The sequence below is a fragment of the Providencia sp. 21OH12SH02B-Prov genome, from assembly GCF_027362595.1.
GTDB lineage: Bacteria > Pseudomonadota > Gammaproteobacteria > Enterobacterales > Enterobacteriaceae > Providencia > Providencia zhejiangensis.
This window is the reverse complement of record NZ_CP114796.1, coordinates 268,891-285,859: the sequence shown is the minus strand read 5'-3', so window position 1 is coordinate 285,859 and position 16,969 is coordinate 268,891. Positions and strand designations below refer to the sequence as shown.

General features: G+C 45.0%; 11 protein-coding genes, 3 tRNA genes and 3 rRNA genes. 3 read left to right on the top strand and 14 right to left on the bottom strand.

Annotated elements, in window-relative coordinates; translation table 11 throughout:
- Window positions 1-2: 2 nt before the first annotated feature.
- The 5 genes from ilvD to ilvL form a co-directional block, all read right to left on the bottom strand.
- Window positions 3-1,853 (bottom strand): dihydroxy-acid dehydratase, encoded by a 1,851-nt coding sequence (ilvD, locus tag O7C57_RS01360; protein ID WP_154623519.1) that lies wholly within the window; start codon window positions 1,851-1,853, stop codon window positions 3-5.
- Window positions 1,854-1,918: 65 nt separating this feature from the next.
- A complete protein-coding gene (locus O7C57_RS01355) occupies window positions 1,919-2,845 on the bottom strand; it encodes a branched-chain amino acid transaminase (protein ID WP_154623520.1) in 927 nt (308 codons plus the stop codon).
- Between the two features lie 12 nt (window positions 2,846-2,857).
- Entirely contained in the window at window positions 2,858-3,127 is a 270-nt protein-coding gene (ilvM, locus tag O7C57_RS01350; protein WP_154623521.1) for an acetolactate synthase 2 small subunit, read from the bottom strand.
- On the bottom strand, window positions 3,124-4,770 hold the full coding sequence (gene ilvG, locus O7C57_RS01345) for an acetolactate synthase 2 catalytic subunit (RefSeq protein WP_154623522.1): 1,647 nt from the start codon (window positions 4,768-4,770) through the stop codon (window positions 3,124-3,126). Before ilvG ends, ilvM begins: the two co-directional genes overlap by 4 nt.
- Window positions 4,771-4,904: 134 nt before the next feature.
- A complete protein-coding gene (gene ilvL / locus O7C57_RS01340) occupies window positions 4,905-5,006 on the bottom strand; it encodes an ilv operon leader peptide (protein WP_071599630.1) in 102 nt (33 codons plus the stop codon).
- A 479-nt stretch (window positions 5,007-5,485) separates the two neighbouring features.
- Between ilvL and O7C57_RS01335 the strand changes: the two genes are divergently transcribed.
- Window positions 5,486-7,012 carry a YifB family Mg chelatase-like AAA ATPase gene (locus O7C57_RS01335; protein ID WP_163863298.1) on the top strand — a complete coding sequence of 509 codons (1,527 nt, stop codon included), beginning with the start codon at window positions 5,486-5,488 and terminating at the stop codon, window positions 7,010-7,012.
- Window positions 7,013-7,214: 202 nt separating this feature from the next.
- On the opposite strand, the gene O7C57_RS01330 is transcribed toward O7C57_RS01335, so the two are convergent.
- Complete coding sequence (locus O7C57_RS01330) at window positions 7,215-7,553, bottom strand: DUF413 domain-containing protein (RefSeq protein ID WP_004915426.1); 339 nt, start codon at window positions 7,551-7,553, stop codon at window positions 7,215-7,217.
- A 111-nt stretch (window positions 7,554-7,664) separates the two neighbouring features.
- On the opposite strand from O7C57_RS01330, the gene hdfR reads away from it, so the two are divergent.
- Window positions 7,665-8,504 carry an HTH-type transcriptional regulator HdfR gene (gene hdfR, locus O7C57_RS01325; protein WP_154624507.1) on the top strand — a complete coding sequence of 280 codons (840 nt, stop codon included), beginning with the start codon at window positions 7,665-7,667 and terminating at the stop codon, window positions 8,502-8,504.
- Window positions 8,505-9,361: 857 nt separating this feature from the next.
- Here hdfR and O7C57_RS01320 read toward each other — a convergent pair.
- The 6 genes from O7C57_RS01320 to O7C57_RS01295 all read right to left on the bottom strand — a co-directional run bounded on the left by O7C57_RS01320 (window position 9,362) and on the right by O7C57_RS01295 (window position 14,812).
- A tRNA-Trp gene (locus O7C57_RS01320) sits at window positions 9,362-9,437 on the bottom strand.
- A gap of 8 nt (window positions 9,438-9,445) precedes the next feature.
- Window positions 9,446-9,522, bottom strand: a tRNA-Asp gene (locus tag O7C57_RS01315).
- A gap of 55 nt (window positions 9,523-9,577) precedes the next feature.
- Window positions 9,578-9,693: ribosomal RNA gene (rrf, locus tag O7C57_RS01310) — 5S ribosomal RNA — on the bottom strand.
- A 119-nt stretch (window positions 9,694-9,812) separates the two neighbouring features.
- Window positions 9,813-12,718 (bottom strand): 23S ribosomal RNA (locus tag O7C57_RS01305).
- A gap of 345 nt (window positions 12,719-13,063) precedes the next feature.
- Window positions 13,064-13,139: transfer RNA gene (locus O7C57_RS01300), tRNA-Glu, on the bottom strand.
- Between the two features lie 133 nt (window positions 13,140-13,272).
- A 16S ribosomal RNA gene (locus O7C57_RS01295) occupies window positions 13,273-14,812 on the bottom strand.
- The 16S, 23S and 5S rRNA genes sit together here with 3 tRNA genes alongside, the layout of an rRNA operon.
- A gap of 555 nt (window positions 14,813-15,367) precedes the next feature.
- Between O7C57_RS01295 and O7C57_RS01290 the strand changes: the two genes are divergently transcribed.
- Complete coding sequence (locus O7C57_RS01290) at window positions 15,368-15,913, top strand: gamma carbonic anhydrase family protein (protein WP_154622872.1); 546 nt, start codon at window positions 15,368-15,370, stop codon at window positions 15,911-15,913.
- Here O7C57_RS01290 and O7C57_RS01285 read toward each other — a convergent pair.
- Together O7C57_RS01285 and aroE are read right to left on the bottom strand one after the other, a co-directional pair.
- Window positions 15,889-16,149, bottom strand: a complete 261-nt coding sequence (locus tag O7C57_RS01285) for a DUF1488 domain-containing protein (RefSeq protein ID WP_154622873.1) — start codon at window positions 16,147-16,149, stop codon at window positions 15,889-15,891. The two genes, O7C57_RS01290 and O7C57_RS01285, sit on opposite strands and share 25 nt — an antisense overlap.
- The gene (aroE, locus tag O7C57_RS01280; protein ID WP_269723520.1) at window positions 16,146-16,964 is read right to left on the bottom strand and encodes a shikimate dehydrogenase; all 819 of its coding nucleotides are present in this window, start codon (window positions 16,962-16,964) and stop codon (window positions 16,146-16,148) included. The genes O7C57_RS01285 and aroE overlap by 4 nt, the downstream gene beginning before the upstream one ends.
- Between the last annotated feature and the right edge of the window lie 5 nt (window positions 16,965-16,969).

Genomic DNA, 16,969 nt, shown 5'->3' with positions numbered 1-16,969 from the left:
CGTTAGCCTCCCAACTTAGACTTATCGCGTACAGCGCCCTTATCTGCACTGGTTGCAAGAGATGCATAGGCACGTAAAGCAAAAGAGACTTCACGCTGACGATCACGTGGTGTATAAGCTTTATCACCTCGCGCTAATTCCGCATCACGGCGTTTATTTAGCTCATCTTCACTCACATCCAAAGCAATGGTTCTCTTTGGAATATCAATATCAATGATGTCACCATTCTGTACTAAGGCTAACAAACCACCACTTGCTGCTTCCGGTGAAATATGACCGATCGATAACCCAGAACTTCCCCCAGAGAAACGACCGTCTGTAATCAGTGCACAGGCCTTACCTAATCCCATCGATTTAAGGTATGACGTCGGATAGAGCATCTCTTGCATGCCTGGGCCGCCTTTCGGGCCTTCATAACGAATAACGACCACATCACCTTCAACAACCTTGCCACCAAGTATCGCTTCAACAGCATCATCTTGGCTCTCATACACTTTAGCGGGGCCTCGGAACGTTAAACTTCCTTCATCAACACCCGCAGTTTTTACAATGCAACCATCTTCGGCGATATTACCGGCTAATACCGCTAATCCGCCATCTAAGCTATAAGCATGTTCAATATTACGAATACACCCATTTTTACGGTCAGTATCCAAGGAAGGCCAACGGCAACTTTGCGAGAATGCTTGTGTTGTGCGAATACCCGCAGGCCCCGCTAAAAACATCGATTTAACTGACTCATCTTTCGTCAACATGACGTCGTATTGCTCAAGCGTCTGTTTAAAAGTCAGCCCCAGAATATTTTTCACATTTTCTTGTAATAAACCTGCTCGGCTCAACTCACCTAAAATACCAATCACACCACCAGCACGGTGAACGTCTTCCATATGGTATTTCTGGGTGCTCGGCGCGACTTTACATAAGTGCGGAACTTGACGTGACAAACGATCAATATCCGCCATGGTAAAATCAACCTCTGCTTCTTGCGCGGCAGCAAGCAAGTGCAATACGGTATTTGTCGATCCCCCCATCGCAATATCCAGTGTCATCGCATTTTCAAACGCGGCTTTGTTGGCGATATTACGTGGTAATGCACTTTCATCATTCTGCTCATAATAGCGTTTTGTCAGTTCGACAATGCGTTTACCCGCATTAATGAAAAGGGTTTTACGGTCAGCATGAGTGGCTAATAAGGATCCATTTCCGGGTTGTGATAAGCCAAGCGCTTCTGTTAAACAGTTCATCGAGTTAGCGGTGAACATTCCCGAGCAAGATCCACACGTTGGGCAAGCCGAACGTTCAATTTGTTCACTATCCGCATCACTGACATTAGGGTTAGCACCTTGGATCATCGCATCGACCAAGTCCAACTTAATGATTTGATCTGAAAGCTTCGTTTTACCCGCTTCCATTGGGCCACCTGAAACAAATATCACCGGAATATTCAAACGTAATGACGCCATTAACATGCCCGGTGTGATTTTGTCACAGTTGGAGATACAAACCATGGCATCTGCACAGTGCGCATTCACCATATATTCAACAGAATCTGCAATTAACTCACGGGAAGGTAAGGAATAAAGCATCCCGCCATGCCCCATAGCGATACCATCATCAACGGCAATCGTATTAAACTCTTTCGCAACACCACCCGCAGCTTCAATTTGCTCAGCAACCAGCTTCCCTAGGTCGCGCAAATGAACGTGCCCTGGAACAAATTGAGTAAATGAGTTAACCACTGCAATAATTGGTTTTCCAAAATCAGCATCCGTCATACCGGTGGCACGCCATAATGCACGAGCGCCTGCCATATTACGGCCATGAGTGGTTGTTGCTGAACGGTACTTAGGCATATCTTTACTCCCGTGTTTTAAAACAGGCGGGGAACGACCGCCTGTAAGTCTGTTTATATTTGTTATTAAGGGTTTACTGGATCTAACCAACCCCATTTATCTTCCGTCGACCCATCAAACAAGCCAAAGAATGCTTGCTGGATCTTTTTCGTCACAGGGCCACAACGGCCAATGCCGACTTGGATACCGTCAACGCTACGTACTGGGGTAATTTCCGCTGCGGTTCCTGTCATAAAGACTTCATCAGCAAGATAAAGTGACTCACGTGATAATGTTTGCTCACGCACCTCAATCCCCATGTCTTTTGCTAGGGTTAAAATAGCGTCACGAGTGATCCCCGGTAGAGCAGAAGAAGTAAATGGAGGAGTAAATAAAATACCATCTTTCACTTCAAAGATGTTTTCGCCCGCACCTTCAGATAGATAACCATGAACGTCTAACGCGATACCTTCTTGGTAGCCATGACGGCGAGCCTCACTCCCTACTAACAGCGATGACAGATAGTTACCGCCAGCTTTTGCACCTGTTGGGATAGTATTTGGTGCCACACGATTCCAAGAAGAGACCATTGCATCAATACCTTGGTCTAATGCTTCTTCCCCTAAATACGCTCCCCATGGGAAAGCAGCCATGATGACATCTGTTTTATAACCGTCCGGTGGGTTCACTCCCATGCCAACATCACCGATAAAAACGAGTGGACGAATATATGCACTGACTAAGTTGTTTTTACGCAGAGTGGCACGGCAAGCTTCCATTAACTCATCTACGCTATAGCTGACAGGCATACGGTAGATTTTTGCGGAATCACGCAAACGTTGCATGTGTTCTCTATGGCGGAATACAACTGGCCCTTTGTGAGAGTCATAGCAACGGACGCCTTCAAATACCGATGTTCCATAATGCAGAGCATGAGACATAACGTGTACCTTAGCATCAGCCCATGGCGTCATTTCACCGTTAAACCAAATATAGTCAGCTTTCTTAGTCATTGTATTTATTCCTTACATTGCACTCTGAGTGCGTAATAGTCGTGATTCTTGTTCTCTTATTTCAACTTCTGAAACATCAGACAACTTAGTTAACTGTGCATATAGCTGGGTGAGTGGCCTCTGGCTATTCACAGTCATTTCAATATTTACATTATCACCATCTGGCATGTGATCCATAGTCATTGAACTGATTTGGAATCCACGATGGCGAGTCACCCGTAATATACGCTCTAAAACCTCAGGACGGAAACGGGCTTGTATTGCGAGTTGATGTTGCATCATAACGGTTTCTCCATCATTTTTTCATTACTCGCCCCTGGTGGAACCAGCGGCCAGACGTTTTCTAATTCATTTATTGAAACCTGCAAGATGTAAGCGCCTTCACTATTAAGTAATTCATCTAGCGCAGCATCGACTTCCGATTTTGCAGTGATACGGCGTCCAGGAATATCAAAAGCCCGCGCCAAAGCGACAAAATCAGGGTTATCCGTTAAAATAGTTTCACTATAACGTTGCTCAAAAAACAGCTCTTGCCACTGACGAACCATGCCTAAACGTTGGTTATCTAACAATAAAATTTTAACCGGTAACTGTTTACGCTTAATGGTTCCCAACTCTTGAACGTTCATCATGAACGAGCCATCTCCAGAAACACAGATCACGGTATCTTCAGGACGAGCAACCTGAGCACCGATTGCCGCAGGAATACCAAAGCCCATGGTTCCCAGACCACTTGAAGTTATAAAGTTTTCAGGGGCATCAAACTCTAAATGCTGAGCTGACCACATTTGGTGCTGCCCAACATCCGTTGTGACAACTGTATTAGGCCCCATACGATCGGAAAGTTGCTTTAACAGCAAAGGGGCATAAATAGCTTCGCCAGGATGGTCATAGCGCCAACTGAATTCGTGTTTTAACTGCTGCACCTCTTCCTGCCATGACGAAATATTTTTTTCCATCGTCAATTCAGGTAATAGCTGTTTGGCATCACCTAACAAAGCCACATGCGTTTGACGCAATTTATCAAGCTCAACATGGTCAATATCGATATGTATGACTTTGGCATCCGGAGCGAATGTATTTAATTTGCCCGTCACACGATCATCAAAACGCGCACCAACCGCAATCAATAAATCGCAACGTTGTACCGCTAGGTTAGCGGCTTTCGTTCCATGCATACCTAACATGCCAAGATAATAAGGCTCCGTCGCCGCTACAGCCCCCAACCCTTTTAACGTCGCCACAGAAGGGATGCCTGTGCACGCAATAAATTGTCTTAACTCGGCAACCGCTCCCGACATACCAACACCGCCACCAATGTATAACATCGGCTTTTGCGACTGTTGGAGTAACGCTCTTGCTTGCTGTACTTCATCAGTTTGGATAGGCAAATCCTGTTCAACAGGCATTAAAAATGGTGCTAGGTCGGCCTGCTGTAGTTGAATATCTTTCGGAATATCAATCAGTACAGGTCCTGGACGACCACTATTTGCGATTGCGAAAGCTTCAGCAACAATACGAGGCAGGTCTTCAAGAGATTCCACTAAAAAACTGTGCTTAGTACAGGCAAGCGATAACCCTAAAACATCAATTTCCTGAAAAGCATCCGTACCAATAAATTCAGAGCTCACCTGCCCTGTAATGGCAACAACAGGAACTGAATCTAACAACGCATCGGCTAATCCTGTAATTAAGTTTGTGGCACCCGGCCCAGATGTCGCAATACATACTCCCGTTTTCGAGGTTGATCGCGCATAACCAATCGCCGCAATCACAGCGCCTTGCTCATGGCGGCATAACAGATGCTCAACGCCGCCATCATACAATGCATCATACACTGGCATAATCGCACCACCAGGGTAACCAAACACGGTTTCAACCCCTTGAGTTCTTAATGCTTGAACTAACCATTGTGCCCCATTCATGCTTCTCTCCTGTCTTCCATTTGCTTTATCTATTTGTATTTATTTTGTTTTTTTAGGTTGAATGATGTTGGTAAACTTTTATGTCAAAAAAAACCCCGCGCCTTTCGGTGCGGGGTTCTCGTGAGATCTGGCTACTAATTTAGCCTTCGTCGTCCAAGTGCAGCCCCGCACGGTGGGATAATAATCACCACCACGCTGATAATAATTAGGCTAATCACTCGGAAAAATGCGTTCATCTGTTTTTTTCTTTCACTGTTATTCGTTATCTATATTAAAGAGTTATCATGTTAAAATTACTTTGACAACTTTTATTTTCTTTTTTTCCTATTAAAAAATAAATTTACTTTAAAAACATAGCACTACACAATATTCAGCATGATTATCTAGTATTTCGCTACATATATAGCAAATACATATTGTTCTGGTTGAATAATTAGTCTGATATTCCATTATCTAAACCTAACATTGAAGATATTAAATTTATTTCATATATCACTTTTCAATAACAATTATCTAAAGTAATACTTAATGATTATTTATAAATAAAACCCAATACCATGATAAATAATAATTTTGTGAACATCTTCGCAAGAAAATGATGATTGCTAAATATTTTCTAATCTGCTTTCCAAACGGCTTCTCAACATTAAAACATGCTATTGCACAGCCTTTTTGTTAAACAGAATATTACTCTGTTTACTAAAAGGGAGAAAATATGGCACTAGCGATTGTCTACACCAGAGCCTCGATAGGAATGGATGCCCCACTTGTGACTGTTGAAGCCCATATTAGTAATGGACTTCCAGGCTTAACGCTTGTCGGTCTGCCAGAAACCGCTGTTAAAGAATCTAGAGATAGGGTACGAAGCGCTCTAATAAACAGCGGCTTTGAATATCCAACCAAAAAAATGACAATTAACTTGGCCCCTGCCGATCTCCCTAAAGAAGGGGGGCGTTATGATCTAGCGATAGCCATTGCTATCTTAGTTTCTTCAGGCCAAGTCCCCGCTAAGATACTTCATCAATATGAATTTCTCGGCGAACTTGCTTTATCTGGCCAAATTCGTCATGTTAATGGCGCTATTCCTGCCGCTTTGGCTGCATTAACAAAAAAAAGACAGCTCATTCTTGCAGCGGAAAATCCACAACAGCTGAACTTACTCCCTGATAACAGCGTTATGTTTGCAGGAACACTATTAGAACTTTGCCATTTTTTATATGAAAAGACCGCCTTACCACGTAATTTCCATCCAACTAACATCCCTGCATCACTCAATTGTAATGACAACATCAGCGATATCATTGGGCAAGAACAAGGAAAAAGAGCATTAGAGATCTGTGCCAGTGGTGGACATAATTTACTCTTATTAGGCCCTCCTGGTACTGGAAAAACAATGTTAGCAAGCAGACTCAAGACGCTTTTACCCACTCTAACGCCACAGGAAGCGTTAGAAGTCGCTTCAATACATAGTCTATGTCAATCCACTCACTTAAGTTATGATTGGCCTCCTCGGCCATTTAGAGCGCCTCATCATAGTGCCTCAATGGCAGCACTTATTGGCGGAGGAAGCTTACCGAAGCCGGGGGAGATATCCCTAGCGCATAATGGGATTTTGTTTCTAGATGAATTACCGGAATTTAGCCGCACTGTACTTGATGCATTACGTGAGCCGCTAGAATCAAGGCAAATCATTATTTCTCGTGCTAAAGCAAAAGTCTCTTTCCCTGCTAACTTTCAACTCATTGCTGCCTTAAATCCAAGCCCTACAGGTCAATATCAAGGAAACTTTTGCCGCAGCTCTCCAACTAAAATTTTACGCTATCTCTCACGTATTTCAGGCCCTTTTCTTGATCGATTTGATCTTTCAATAGAGATTCCATTACTACCTCTAGGCACGCTAAGCCACCCATCCTCTCACAGTGAAAATAGCGAACAAATACGCTCTAGGGTCCTACTTGCAAGAAACATTCAAATGAAAAGAATAGGGAAATTAAACAGCCAGTTAACCGAGAAAGAAACCACCGCACTCTGTCAGCTCAATACCAAGGATGCCTTTTTTTTAGAGCAGGCTTTAAATAAGCTCGGATTATCTATCAGGGCTTGGCATAAGATCTTAAGGGTTGCTCGTACCATTGCTGATTTACAAAATACAGACAATATTGAAAAACCGCATCTTCTCGAAGCATTAGGTTACCGAGCGATGGATAAGTTATTGCTTCATTTGCAAAAACAAGTAAGCTGACTGGCTGGGAGAGAGTTAAAGACAGAAAAATAAAACAGAGAACCTAACAATTTTCAGTGGATAGGTACAGAATGCATGAAATGATGACGATATGCGATTAGATAAGCACACATTTGCAAGAATAACATGGTCGATAAGTCATACTAATATCCGATAAATAAACTAAGGGGCCTAAAGCCCCTCTGTAAATATATTGATGATATTAATCATCTGTATCTGTATAGTCATCTGAAGGGTCTATCTGAGGTTTACCGCCAGAGAGAGTATGAAAGCGTTTTGGACGATTTATACGGCTAGAATATTTCGCCCACACCTTTTCTTCAGGAGTTACTGGTTCCCTTTCGCCACGGCAAACTGCAACGAACAGTTTTTCTTCATCAGTCTGTGCAGCGCGTTTGCCAGAATCAAGCTCAGAAAAAGCTTGACCGTGACGTTCGAGTAACTGAGCTTCCTTGATGGTGAAATCACCATGACGAGAAAAGCCACGTGGGTAATGTTTATTATCAAAAAAACGATTAGTCGTGATGAAGCTTTCTGCCATCTGACACACTCCTAACTTATTACTGTCAACTCTTTATGGCGCGGAGTATTAGACAGCATTGACAATCTGTAAAACAAAACATTTAAATCATCACGACAAAAATTATTGGAGATGTATGTGGATACTGAGTTATTAAAAACTTTTTTGGAAGTCAGTAGAACCAGACACTTCGGCCGAGCCGCAGAATCACTATATTTAACACAATCTGCTGTTAGCTTTCGTATCAGACAACTTGAAACACAACTAGGCACAAACCTATTTACTCGGCATCGTAATAACATTCGATTAACGGCCGCGGGGGAGCGCTTAGTCCCCTATGCAGAATCGTTGATGAATACATGGTTACAGGCTAAAAAAGAGATCTCACATGCATCACAGCATACTGAACTATCAATTGGAGCGACCGCATCACTGTGGGAAGGCTATCTGACGGACTGGGTACAAGCATTATATGAACAGCATGATGAGCTACGATTAGAAGCGCGAGTATCAACGCGTCAATCACTCGTCAAGCAACTACACTCCAGAGAACTCGATTTGCTGATAGCAACGGAGCCACCGAAAATGGATGAGTTTGAAAGCACCATTATTGGTACGATTGAACTTCAGCTAATGGCTTCACAAAAAAATATTGCGCTAACAAATTATAATTATATCAAATTAGAGTGGGGAGCCGATTTCCATCCTCAAAATGATTCAGCTTTAACGCCTGATGACTCACCTGTCATGATAACGACATCAGCGCATATAGCCCGTCAATTACTCTCTGTATCACTTTCTGCTGCGTTTTTACCTTCTCACTGGAGTATCCAGTACCCTGGGCTAAAAACACTCTCAGAAAGTCCAATGACAAAACCACTCTACGCTGTTTGGCTACAGAAGAACGATCAACAAGCATTGATTAATCAACTAATAAAAACCCCTATTAAGAATGCTCAATTAATCCCATAAAATAAGCTCATCACGCCATGACGCTCGATTGTTTTATCGAGCGTCTAGTTTTTCAATAATGTTAATTTGCTCGAAAGTCACAGGCACATCAAAGAGCTATCCCATTTTATTGATATCTAAATAAGTTATCATTCCCTGCCAATAAAAAATGGTGATATTTGATAATACCCCTATCGCCCAAAATTAATGCTATTAAATTTTATGGGGTATTTACCGGCTTGGGTGAGCGACGGCAATGTCCTAAACATGCAATATATAAACATCATCACATCACTTGGCACGCTTCTTTAAAGTCATGGCATTAGTCATATTGGCTTAAACGAAGTCACAATCGAAAGGTATATAGGTAGGCAAACAAAAACCAAGTCTTCATGCCAGATAGATTAAAACAATCAAACCTTCTTAGCATGTAAGCAGAAAGAGAAAAATCGATAGAAAGCCGTTCCCATTAAAACCTAACAACACTGATAGGTCTAAATTGAGCTATCAATGACAGTAATAACTGCGCCGTTTAACGTCACAATGATATTCCGTTAATAAGCTACATTTAATCTTTAAGTTCATTCAGCGTGTTAGGGGATATTAATACAACCCAAAAGTCACTTTTAGGCATTTTAGCATTGAGGTAGGGTGTAACTGCTTATATACGCACTCTATTACTCAATTTGATCAAAGAGTGATAGTGTTCTCTTTAATCCCAAAATTGAGTCATTGACTGCATTATCAAAGGGTAATACAAGTGGGATGTCTGCTCGGTGGGAGATGGTGATGTGTCTGTAGGTTAGATAAAGAAAAACCCGATTAAAATAATCGGGTTATCAATAAGATACTTCTTTTATTTTTACTTAATTGGTAACTGGCAGGGGCGGAGAGGCTCGAACTCCCAACACCCGGTTTTGGAGACCGGTGCTCTACCAATTGAACTACGCCCCTAAATTAAGTGGCGGAACGGACGGGACTCGAACCCGCGACCCCCTGCGTGACAGGCAGGTATTCTAACCAACTGAACTACCGCTCCACTATTCTTTCGCCTAACGGCTGCTTATCGCTTCGCAATAAGTCTTTAATTTAATGTCTGGCAGTTCCCTACTCTCACATGGGGAGACCCCACACTACCATCGGCGCTACGGCGTTTCACTGCTGAGTTCGGCATGGGGTCAGGTGGGACCACCGCGCTATTGCCGCCAGACAAATTCGGTTTTTGTTCCCGTTGGCTTGCACCAACCAGAACAGCAATCTTGAACAAGCTAATTTCTCGCACTCTGTGTGCGCTTCACAACGTTCTCTCTAAAACACCTTCGGTGTTGTCAGGTTAAGCCTCACGGTTCATTAGTACTGGTTAGCTCAACGTATCGCTACGCTTACACACCCAGCCTATCAACGTCTTAGTCTTAAACGTTCCTTTAGGACCCTTAAAGAGTCAGGGAAGACTCATCTCAAGGCAAGTTTCCCGCTTAGATGCTTTCAGCGGTTATCTCTTCCGCACTTAGCTACCGGGCAATGCCATTGGCATGACAACCCGAACACCAGTGGTGCGTCCACTCCGGTCCTCTCGTACTAGGAGCAGCCCCTTTCAATCTTCCAACGCCCACGGCAGATAGGGACCGAACTGTCTCACGACGTTCTAAACCCAGCTCGCGTACCACTTTAAATGGCGAACAGCCATACCCTTGGGACCTACTTCAGCCCCAGGATGTGATGAGCCGACATCGAGGTGCCAAACACCGCCGTCGATATGAACTCTTGGGCGGTATCAGCCTGTTATCCCCGGAGTACCTTTTATCCGTTGAGCGATGGCCCTTCCATTCAGAACCACCGGATCACTAAGACCTACTTTCGTACCTGCTCGAGCCGTCACTCTCGCAGTCAAGCTGGCTTATGCCTTTGCACTAACCGCATGATGTCCGACCATGCTTAGCCAACCTTCGTGCTCCTCCGTTACTCTTTGGGAGGAGACCGCCCCAGTCAAACTACCCACCAGACACTGTCCGCACCCCAGATGATGGGGCCACGTTAGAACATCAAACATTAAAGGGTGGTATTTCAAGGTTGGCTCCATGCAGACTGGCGTCCACACTTCAAAGCCTCCCACCTATCCTACACATCAAGGCTCAATGTTCAGTGTCAAGCTATAGTAAAGGTTCACGGGGTCTTTCCGTCTTGCCGCGGGTACACTGCATCTTCACAGCGAGTTCAATTTCACTGAGTCTCGGGTGGAGACAGCCTGGCCATCATTACGCCATTCGTGCAGGTCGGAACTTACCCGACAAGGAATTTCGCTACCTTAGGACCGTTATAGTTACGGCCGCCGTTTACTGGGGCTTCGATCAAGAGCTTCTCCTTACGGATAACCCCATCAATTAACCTTCCAGCACCGGGCAGGCGTCACACCGTATACGTCCACTTTCGTGTTTGCACAGTGCTGTGTTTTTAATAAACAGTTGCAGCCAGCTGGTATCTGCGACTGGCTTCAGCTCCATCCGCGAGGGACTTCACCTAGCGCCAGCGTGCCTTCTCCCGAAGTTACGGCACCATTTTGCCTAGTTCCTTCACCCGAGTTCTCTCAAGCGCCTGAGTATTCTCTACCTGACCACCTGTGTCGGTTTGGGGTACGATTAATGATAATCTAGAGCTTAGAGGCTTTTCCTGGAAGCGGGGCATGAGCTACTTCGCCACCGTAGTGACTCGTCATCAGACCTCAGCATGTAGTGAACCGGATTTGCCTAATTCACCTGCCTACATCCTTAAACCGGGACAACCGTCGCCCGGCCAGCCTAGCCTTCTCCGTCCCCCCATCGCAATTATCACCAGTACAGGAATATTAACCTGTTTCCCATCGACTACGCATTTCTGCCTCGCCTTAGGGGTCGACTCACCCTGCCCCGATTAACGTTGGACAGGAACCCTTGGTCTTCCGGCGTGCGGGTTTTTCACCCGCATTATCGTTACTTATGTCAGCATTCGCACTTCTGATACCTCCAGCATGCCTCACAGCACACCTTCACAGGCTTACAGAACGCTCCCCTACCCAACAACATCTAAATGTCGCTGCCGCAGCTTCGGTGCATGGTTTAGCCCCGTTACATCTTCCGCGCAGGCCGACTCGACCAGTGAGCTATTACGCTTTCTTTAAATGATGGCTGCTTCTAAGCCAACATCCTGGCTGTCTGAGCCTTCCCACTTCGTTTCCCACTTAACCATGACTTTGGGACCTTAGCTGGCGGTCTGGGTTGTTTCCCTCTTCACGACGAACGTTAGCACCCGCCGTGTGTCTCCCGTGATAACATTCTTCGGTATTCGTAGTTTGCATCGGGTTGGTAAGTCGGGATGACCCCCTAGCCGAAACAGTGCTCTACCCCCGAAGATGAGTTCACGAGGCGCTACCTAAATAGCTTTCGGGGAGAACCAGCTATCTCCCGGTTTGATTGGCCTTTCACCCCCAGCCACAAGTCATCCGCTAATTTTTCAACATTAGTCGGTTCGGTCCTCCAGTTAGTGTTACCCAACCTTCAACCTGCCCATGGCTAGATCACCGGGTTTCGGGTCTATACCCTGCAACTTATTCGCCCAGTTAAGACTCGGTTTCCCTACGGCTCCCCTATACGGTTAACCTTGCTACAGAATATAAGTCGCTGACCCATTATACAAAAGGTACGCAGTCACACCTAAAAGGTGCTCCCACTGCTTGTACGTACACGGTTTCAGGTTCTATTTCACTCCCCTCGCCGGGGTTCTTTTCGCCTTTCCCTCACGGTACTGGTTCACTATCGGTCAATCAGGAGTATTTAGCCTTGGAGGATGGTCCCCCCATATTCAGACAGGATAACACGTGTCCCGCCCTACTCGTCGAGTTCACAACACCAACACCTTCGGATACGGGGCTATCACCCTTTACTGCCGGACTTTCCAGACCGTTCTCCTGATGCTGATGCTGATTAAGACTCTGGGCTGCTCCCCGTTCGCTCGCCGCTACTAGGGGAATCTCGGTTGATTTCTTTTCCTCGAGGTACTGAGATGTTTCAGTTCCCTCGGTTCGCCTCGTTTGACTATGGATTCATCAAACGATAGTGCAACGAATTGCACTGGGTTTCCCCATTCGGACATCGTCGGTTATAGCGGTTCATATCACCTTACCGACGCTTTTCGCAGATTAGCACGTCCTTCATCGCCTCTGATTGCCTAGGCATCCACCGTGTACGCTTAGTCGCTTAACCTCACAACCCGAAATTGTTTCAACGATCACCTAACTGTCATGGCTGTGCGTGGTGAAATTCTTTGTTGCGCGGTGCTCGTCATGCTCACGTACCCATGTACGCTGCGCTGACTGCGCTCCTACGCCGCGAATTTCACACTGCTCGCTCATGCCACTCGTTTGAATGACCGAAAATTTCAGGTTTGAAATTTTGAGAGACTCTCACATTGTTTAAGCGATAAACAATGTGCGTTGTTTCAATTTTCAGCTTGTTCCAGATTGTTAAAGAGCATAATTGTTAAACTAACTCAGTGAATTAGTTTAATCATTATTGAGGACATCGTCTTTCACTCGATATCGGCGCAATTGGCGTCCCCTAGGGGATTCGAACCCCTGTTACCGCCGTGAAAGGGCGGTGTCCTAGGCCTCTAGACGAAGGGGACACGAAATATTGCACAACCATGTTGTGGCCTATTTCATGCAAGTCTTACCCTGTGGTAAGTCTCCCACGTATAGCCTATTGCTCTACTTTTCATCAGACAATCTGTGTGAACACTTCACAAAACACTTCAATGGTAAGGAGGTGATCCAACCGCAGGTTCCCCTACGGTTACCTTGTTACGACTTCACCCCAGTCATGGATCACAAAGTGGTAAGCGCCCTCCCGAAGGTTAAGCTACCTACTTCTTTTGCAACCCACTCCCATGGTGTGACGGGCGGTGTGTACAAGGCCCGGGAACGTATTCACCGTAGCATTCTGATCTACGATTACTAGCGATTCCGACTTCATGGAGTCGAGTTGCAGACTCCAATCCGGACTACGACGTACTTTATGAGTTCCGCTTGCTCTCGCGAGGTCGCTTCTCTTTGTATACGCCATTGTAGCACGTGTGTAGCCCTACTCGTAAGGGCCATGATGACTTGACGTCATCCCCACCTTCCTCCGGTTTATCACCGGCAGTCTCCTTTGAGTTCCCGACCGAATCGCTGGCAACAAAGGATAAGGGTTGCGCTCGTTGCGGGACTTAACCCAACATTTCACAACACGAGCTGACGACAGCCATGCAGCACCTGTCTCAGAGTTCCCGAAGGCACCAAAGCATCTCTGCTAAGTTCTCTGGATGTCAAGAGTAGGTAAGGTTCTTCGCGTTGCATCGAATTAAACCACATGCTCCACCGCTTGTGCGGGCCCCCGTCAATTCATTTGAGTTTTAACCTTGCGGCCGTACTCCCCAGGCGGTCGATTTAACGCGTTAGCTCCGGAAGCCACGCCTCAAGGGCACAACCTCCAAATCGACATCGTTTACAGCGTGGACTACCAGGGTATCTAATCCTGTTTGCTCCCCACGCTTTCGCACCTGAGCGTCAGTCTTTGTCCAGGGGGCCGCCTTCGCCACCGGTATTCCTCCACATCTCTACGCATTTCACCGCTACACATGGAATTCTACCCCCCTCTACAAGACTCTAGCTGACCAGTCTTAGATGCCATTCCCAGGTTAAGCCCGGGGATTTCACATCTAACTTAATCAACCGCCTGCGTGCGCTTTACGCCCAGTAATTCCGATTAACGCTTGCACCCTCCGTATTACCGCGGCTGCTGGCACGGAGTTAGCCGGTGCTTCTTCTGTCGGTAACGTCAATCGTTGATGATATTAGCATCAACGCCTTCCTCCCGACTGAAAGTACTTTACAACCCTAGGGCCTTCTTCATACACGCGGCATGGCTGCATCAGGCTTGCGCCCATTGTGCAATATTCCCCACTGCTGCCTCCCGTAGGAGTCTGGGCCGTGTCTCAGTCCCAGTGTGGCTGATCATCCTCTCAGACCAGCTAGGGATCGTCGCCTAGGTGAGCCATTACCCCACCTACTAGCTAATCCCATATGGGTTCATCCGATAGCGCAAGGCCCGAAGGTCCCCTGCTTTGCTCCTTAGAGATTATGCGGTATTAGCCACCGTTTCCAGTAGTTATCCCCCTCTATCGGGCAGATCCCCATACATTACTCACCCGTCCGCCGCTCGTCAGCGAGAAGCAAGCTTCCCCTGTTACCGCTCGACTTGCATGTGTTAGGCCTGCCGCCAGCGTTCAATCTGAGCCATGATCAAACTCTTCAATTAAAAGTGTTTGATGCTCAAAGAATTAAACTGACTACATTCTTTCATATATGAATTAACGTGTTAGTCACTCTTCAAGACTTAAAATCAAATATTTTTTTGATAGTGTCCTGTGAGTGCCCACACAGATTGTCTGATAAATTGTTAAAGAGCGTTGCGACTTTATCTTTCGATATTAACCGTTTAGGTTGTTGTCGCGAGGTGTCGTATACTACGTTTTTCTGTCAGAAAGTCAAGTGATTATTTTCAACTTTTTCTCTCTTTTTCACCTCAGTCATCACGAGGGTTTCTTTTTCAACCTGACCACCGAAGCGGTTTGTCGTGACAACGGATGCGCATTATAGGGAGTCAGAAAATTCTGGCAACCCTTTTTTTGAAAAAAAATACTGTTTGAAGATAAAATCATCATTATGTTTTTTTTTCTAGCAATATGATGCTGAAATAGACAACGAAAAGATACTTTGAATACTTTACCTTTTGCAGATTAAACATCTTCATTGTATGTATACATATTAACTATGCTTTTAACACTACCATTTATTGACTATGGCGACTGCTATGAATAAACATTTAAGACCTTATTTAGGTATTTACCCAACTACTGGCACTGACGTATTTATCGATCCTTCCGCTGTTGTTATCGGAGATGTTCGCTTAGCCGATGATGTAAGTATTTGGCCTCTGTCTGTATTACGTGGTGATGTGAATTATATTGAAATTGGATCTCGCACGAATATACAAGATGGTTCAGTCTTACATGTTACCCATAAGTCAAAACACAACCCTGACGGTAACCCGTTAATTATCGGTGAAGATGTCACTGTCGGCCATAAAGTGATGCTGCATGGCTGTACCATTGGGGATCGCGTTTTAGTTGGAATGGGGTCGATTGTATTAGATGGTGCAATTATTGCGGATGACGTTGTTATAGGTGCTAACAGTTTAGTTACCCAAGGTAAAAAACTCGAAAGTGGCTACCTATATGTCGGTAGCCCAGCAAAAGCGGCCCGCAAACTGACTGAAGGGGAGTTGGAGCATTTGCGCTATTCCGCTAATAACTATGTTCAATGGAAAAATGACTACTTATCATCAGGCAAAGAGTAATCATTACCATTGTCTAAAAGGTCTTGAGCGATCAAGACCTCAAACTCTTCTTCTATATCCCAACGGTGAGTTTGAAATAATGCTAATGGTTCGGCTCCCATCCCATATCTTTTATATAGTAACCTGCCCGATATGACGCAATGCGCTAACATTCCATTAATTAATACTGGAAATCGTACCTTTCCAGTCATTACATCCCATTCTTCTCTATCTGGGAATTGAATTGCTTGATTCATTTTTTCAATTCCTTCTGTAACGCATACAAGACTGGTTCCATATCTGGCAGTACACCATGCCATAACTTAAAGGCAAAAGCGGCTTGCCCAACGAGCATTCCCAAGCCGTCAGCAAGCTGTTCAACATTATAAGCTTTCGCAAAAGATAAAAATGGCGTTAATGATTGTTGATAGAACATGTCATAACAAGCGACTTGCTTAGAAAATACCGCAGGATTAAGTTCAGGAATTTCCCCACTAACGCCAGAAGATGTTGCGTTGATGATAAGATCAAAAGTCGCAGTTTTGATCTCATCGATCGGCTGTGCGGTAATTGTTCCAAAACTTGCAAATTGGTTTACTAATGTTTTCGCTTTAGAGAAAGTTCTATTTGTTAGCGTTATTTCACACCCAAATTCCAAAAGTGGTAACAGCGCTCCGCGAGTTGCGCCACCAGCACCAATCATTAATATTTTACTATCCGTACGAATAAACTTCAGCCGTTGCAGGTCTAATAATAGACCTACACCATCCGTGTTATCACCTAAGAACCGATGGTCATCAAGTTTCATGACCGTATTGACAGCACCACATGATTGAGCCCGTTCTGTTAGTTCTGACATCATGTGATGTGCTCTTTCTTTAAAAGGAAGAGTGATATTCGCTCCTTTTCCTCCTTGAGCAAAAAACTCAGAGAGTTGTTGCTCAAATTCATCTATCGGAGCCAGAATACGTTCATACTCCAACGAGATCCCTGTTTGTTGAGCAAACATCTGATGAATGATAGGAGATTTACTATGTGCAATCGGATGGCCAAAGACGGCATACTTATCCATAAAAT

Bases quoted from the DNA above. Each gene is read 5' to 3' on its own strand.
- O7C57_RS01330 (WP_004915426.1), bottom strand. From the start codon at position 7,553: ATGGCAGAAAGCTTCATCACGACTAATCGTTTTTTTGATAATAAACAT.
- O7C57_RS01355 (WP_154623520.1), bottom strand. From the start codon at position 2,845: ATGACTAAGAAAGCTGACTATATTTGGTTTAACGGTGAAATGACGCCA.
- O7C57_RS01335 (WP_163863298.1), top strand. From the start codon at position 5,486: ATGGCACTAGCGATTGTCTACACCAGAGCCTCGATAGGAATGGATGCC.
- ilvD (WP_154623519.1), bottom strand. From the start codon at position 1,853: ATGCCTAAGTACCGTTCAGCAACAACCACTCATGGCCGTAATATGGCA.
- O7C57_RS01290 (WP_154622872.1), top strand. From the start codon at position 15,368: ATGAATAAACATTTAAGACCTTATTTAGGTATTTACCCAACTACTGGC.
- aroE (WP_269723520.1), bottom strand. From the start codon at position 16,964: ATGGATAAGTATGCCGTCTTTGGCCATCCGATTGCACATAGTAAATCT.
- O7C57_RS01285 (WP_154622873.1), bottom strand. From the start codon at position 16,149: ATGAATCAAGCAATTCAATTCCCAGATAGAGAAGAATGGGATGTAATG.
- ilvG (WP_154623522.1), bottom strand. From the start codon at position 4,770: ATGAATGGGGCACAATGGTTAGTTCAAGCATTAAGAACTCAAGGGGTT.
- ilvM (WP_154623521.1), bottom strand. From the start codon at position 3,127: ATGATGCAACATCAACTCGCAATACAAGCCCGTTTCCGTCCTGAGGTT.
- hdfR (WP_154624507.1), top strand. From the start codon at position 7,665: ATGTATGTGGATACTGAGTTATTAAAAACTTTTTTGGAAGTCAGTAGA.
- ilvL (WP_071599630.1), bottom strand. From the start codon at position 5,006: ATGAACGCATTTTTCCGAGTGATTAGCCTAATTATTATCAGCGTGGTG.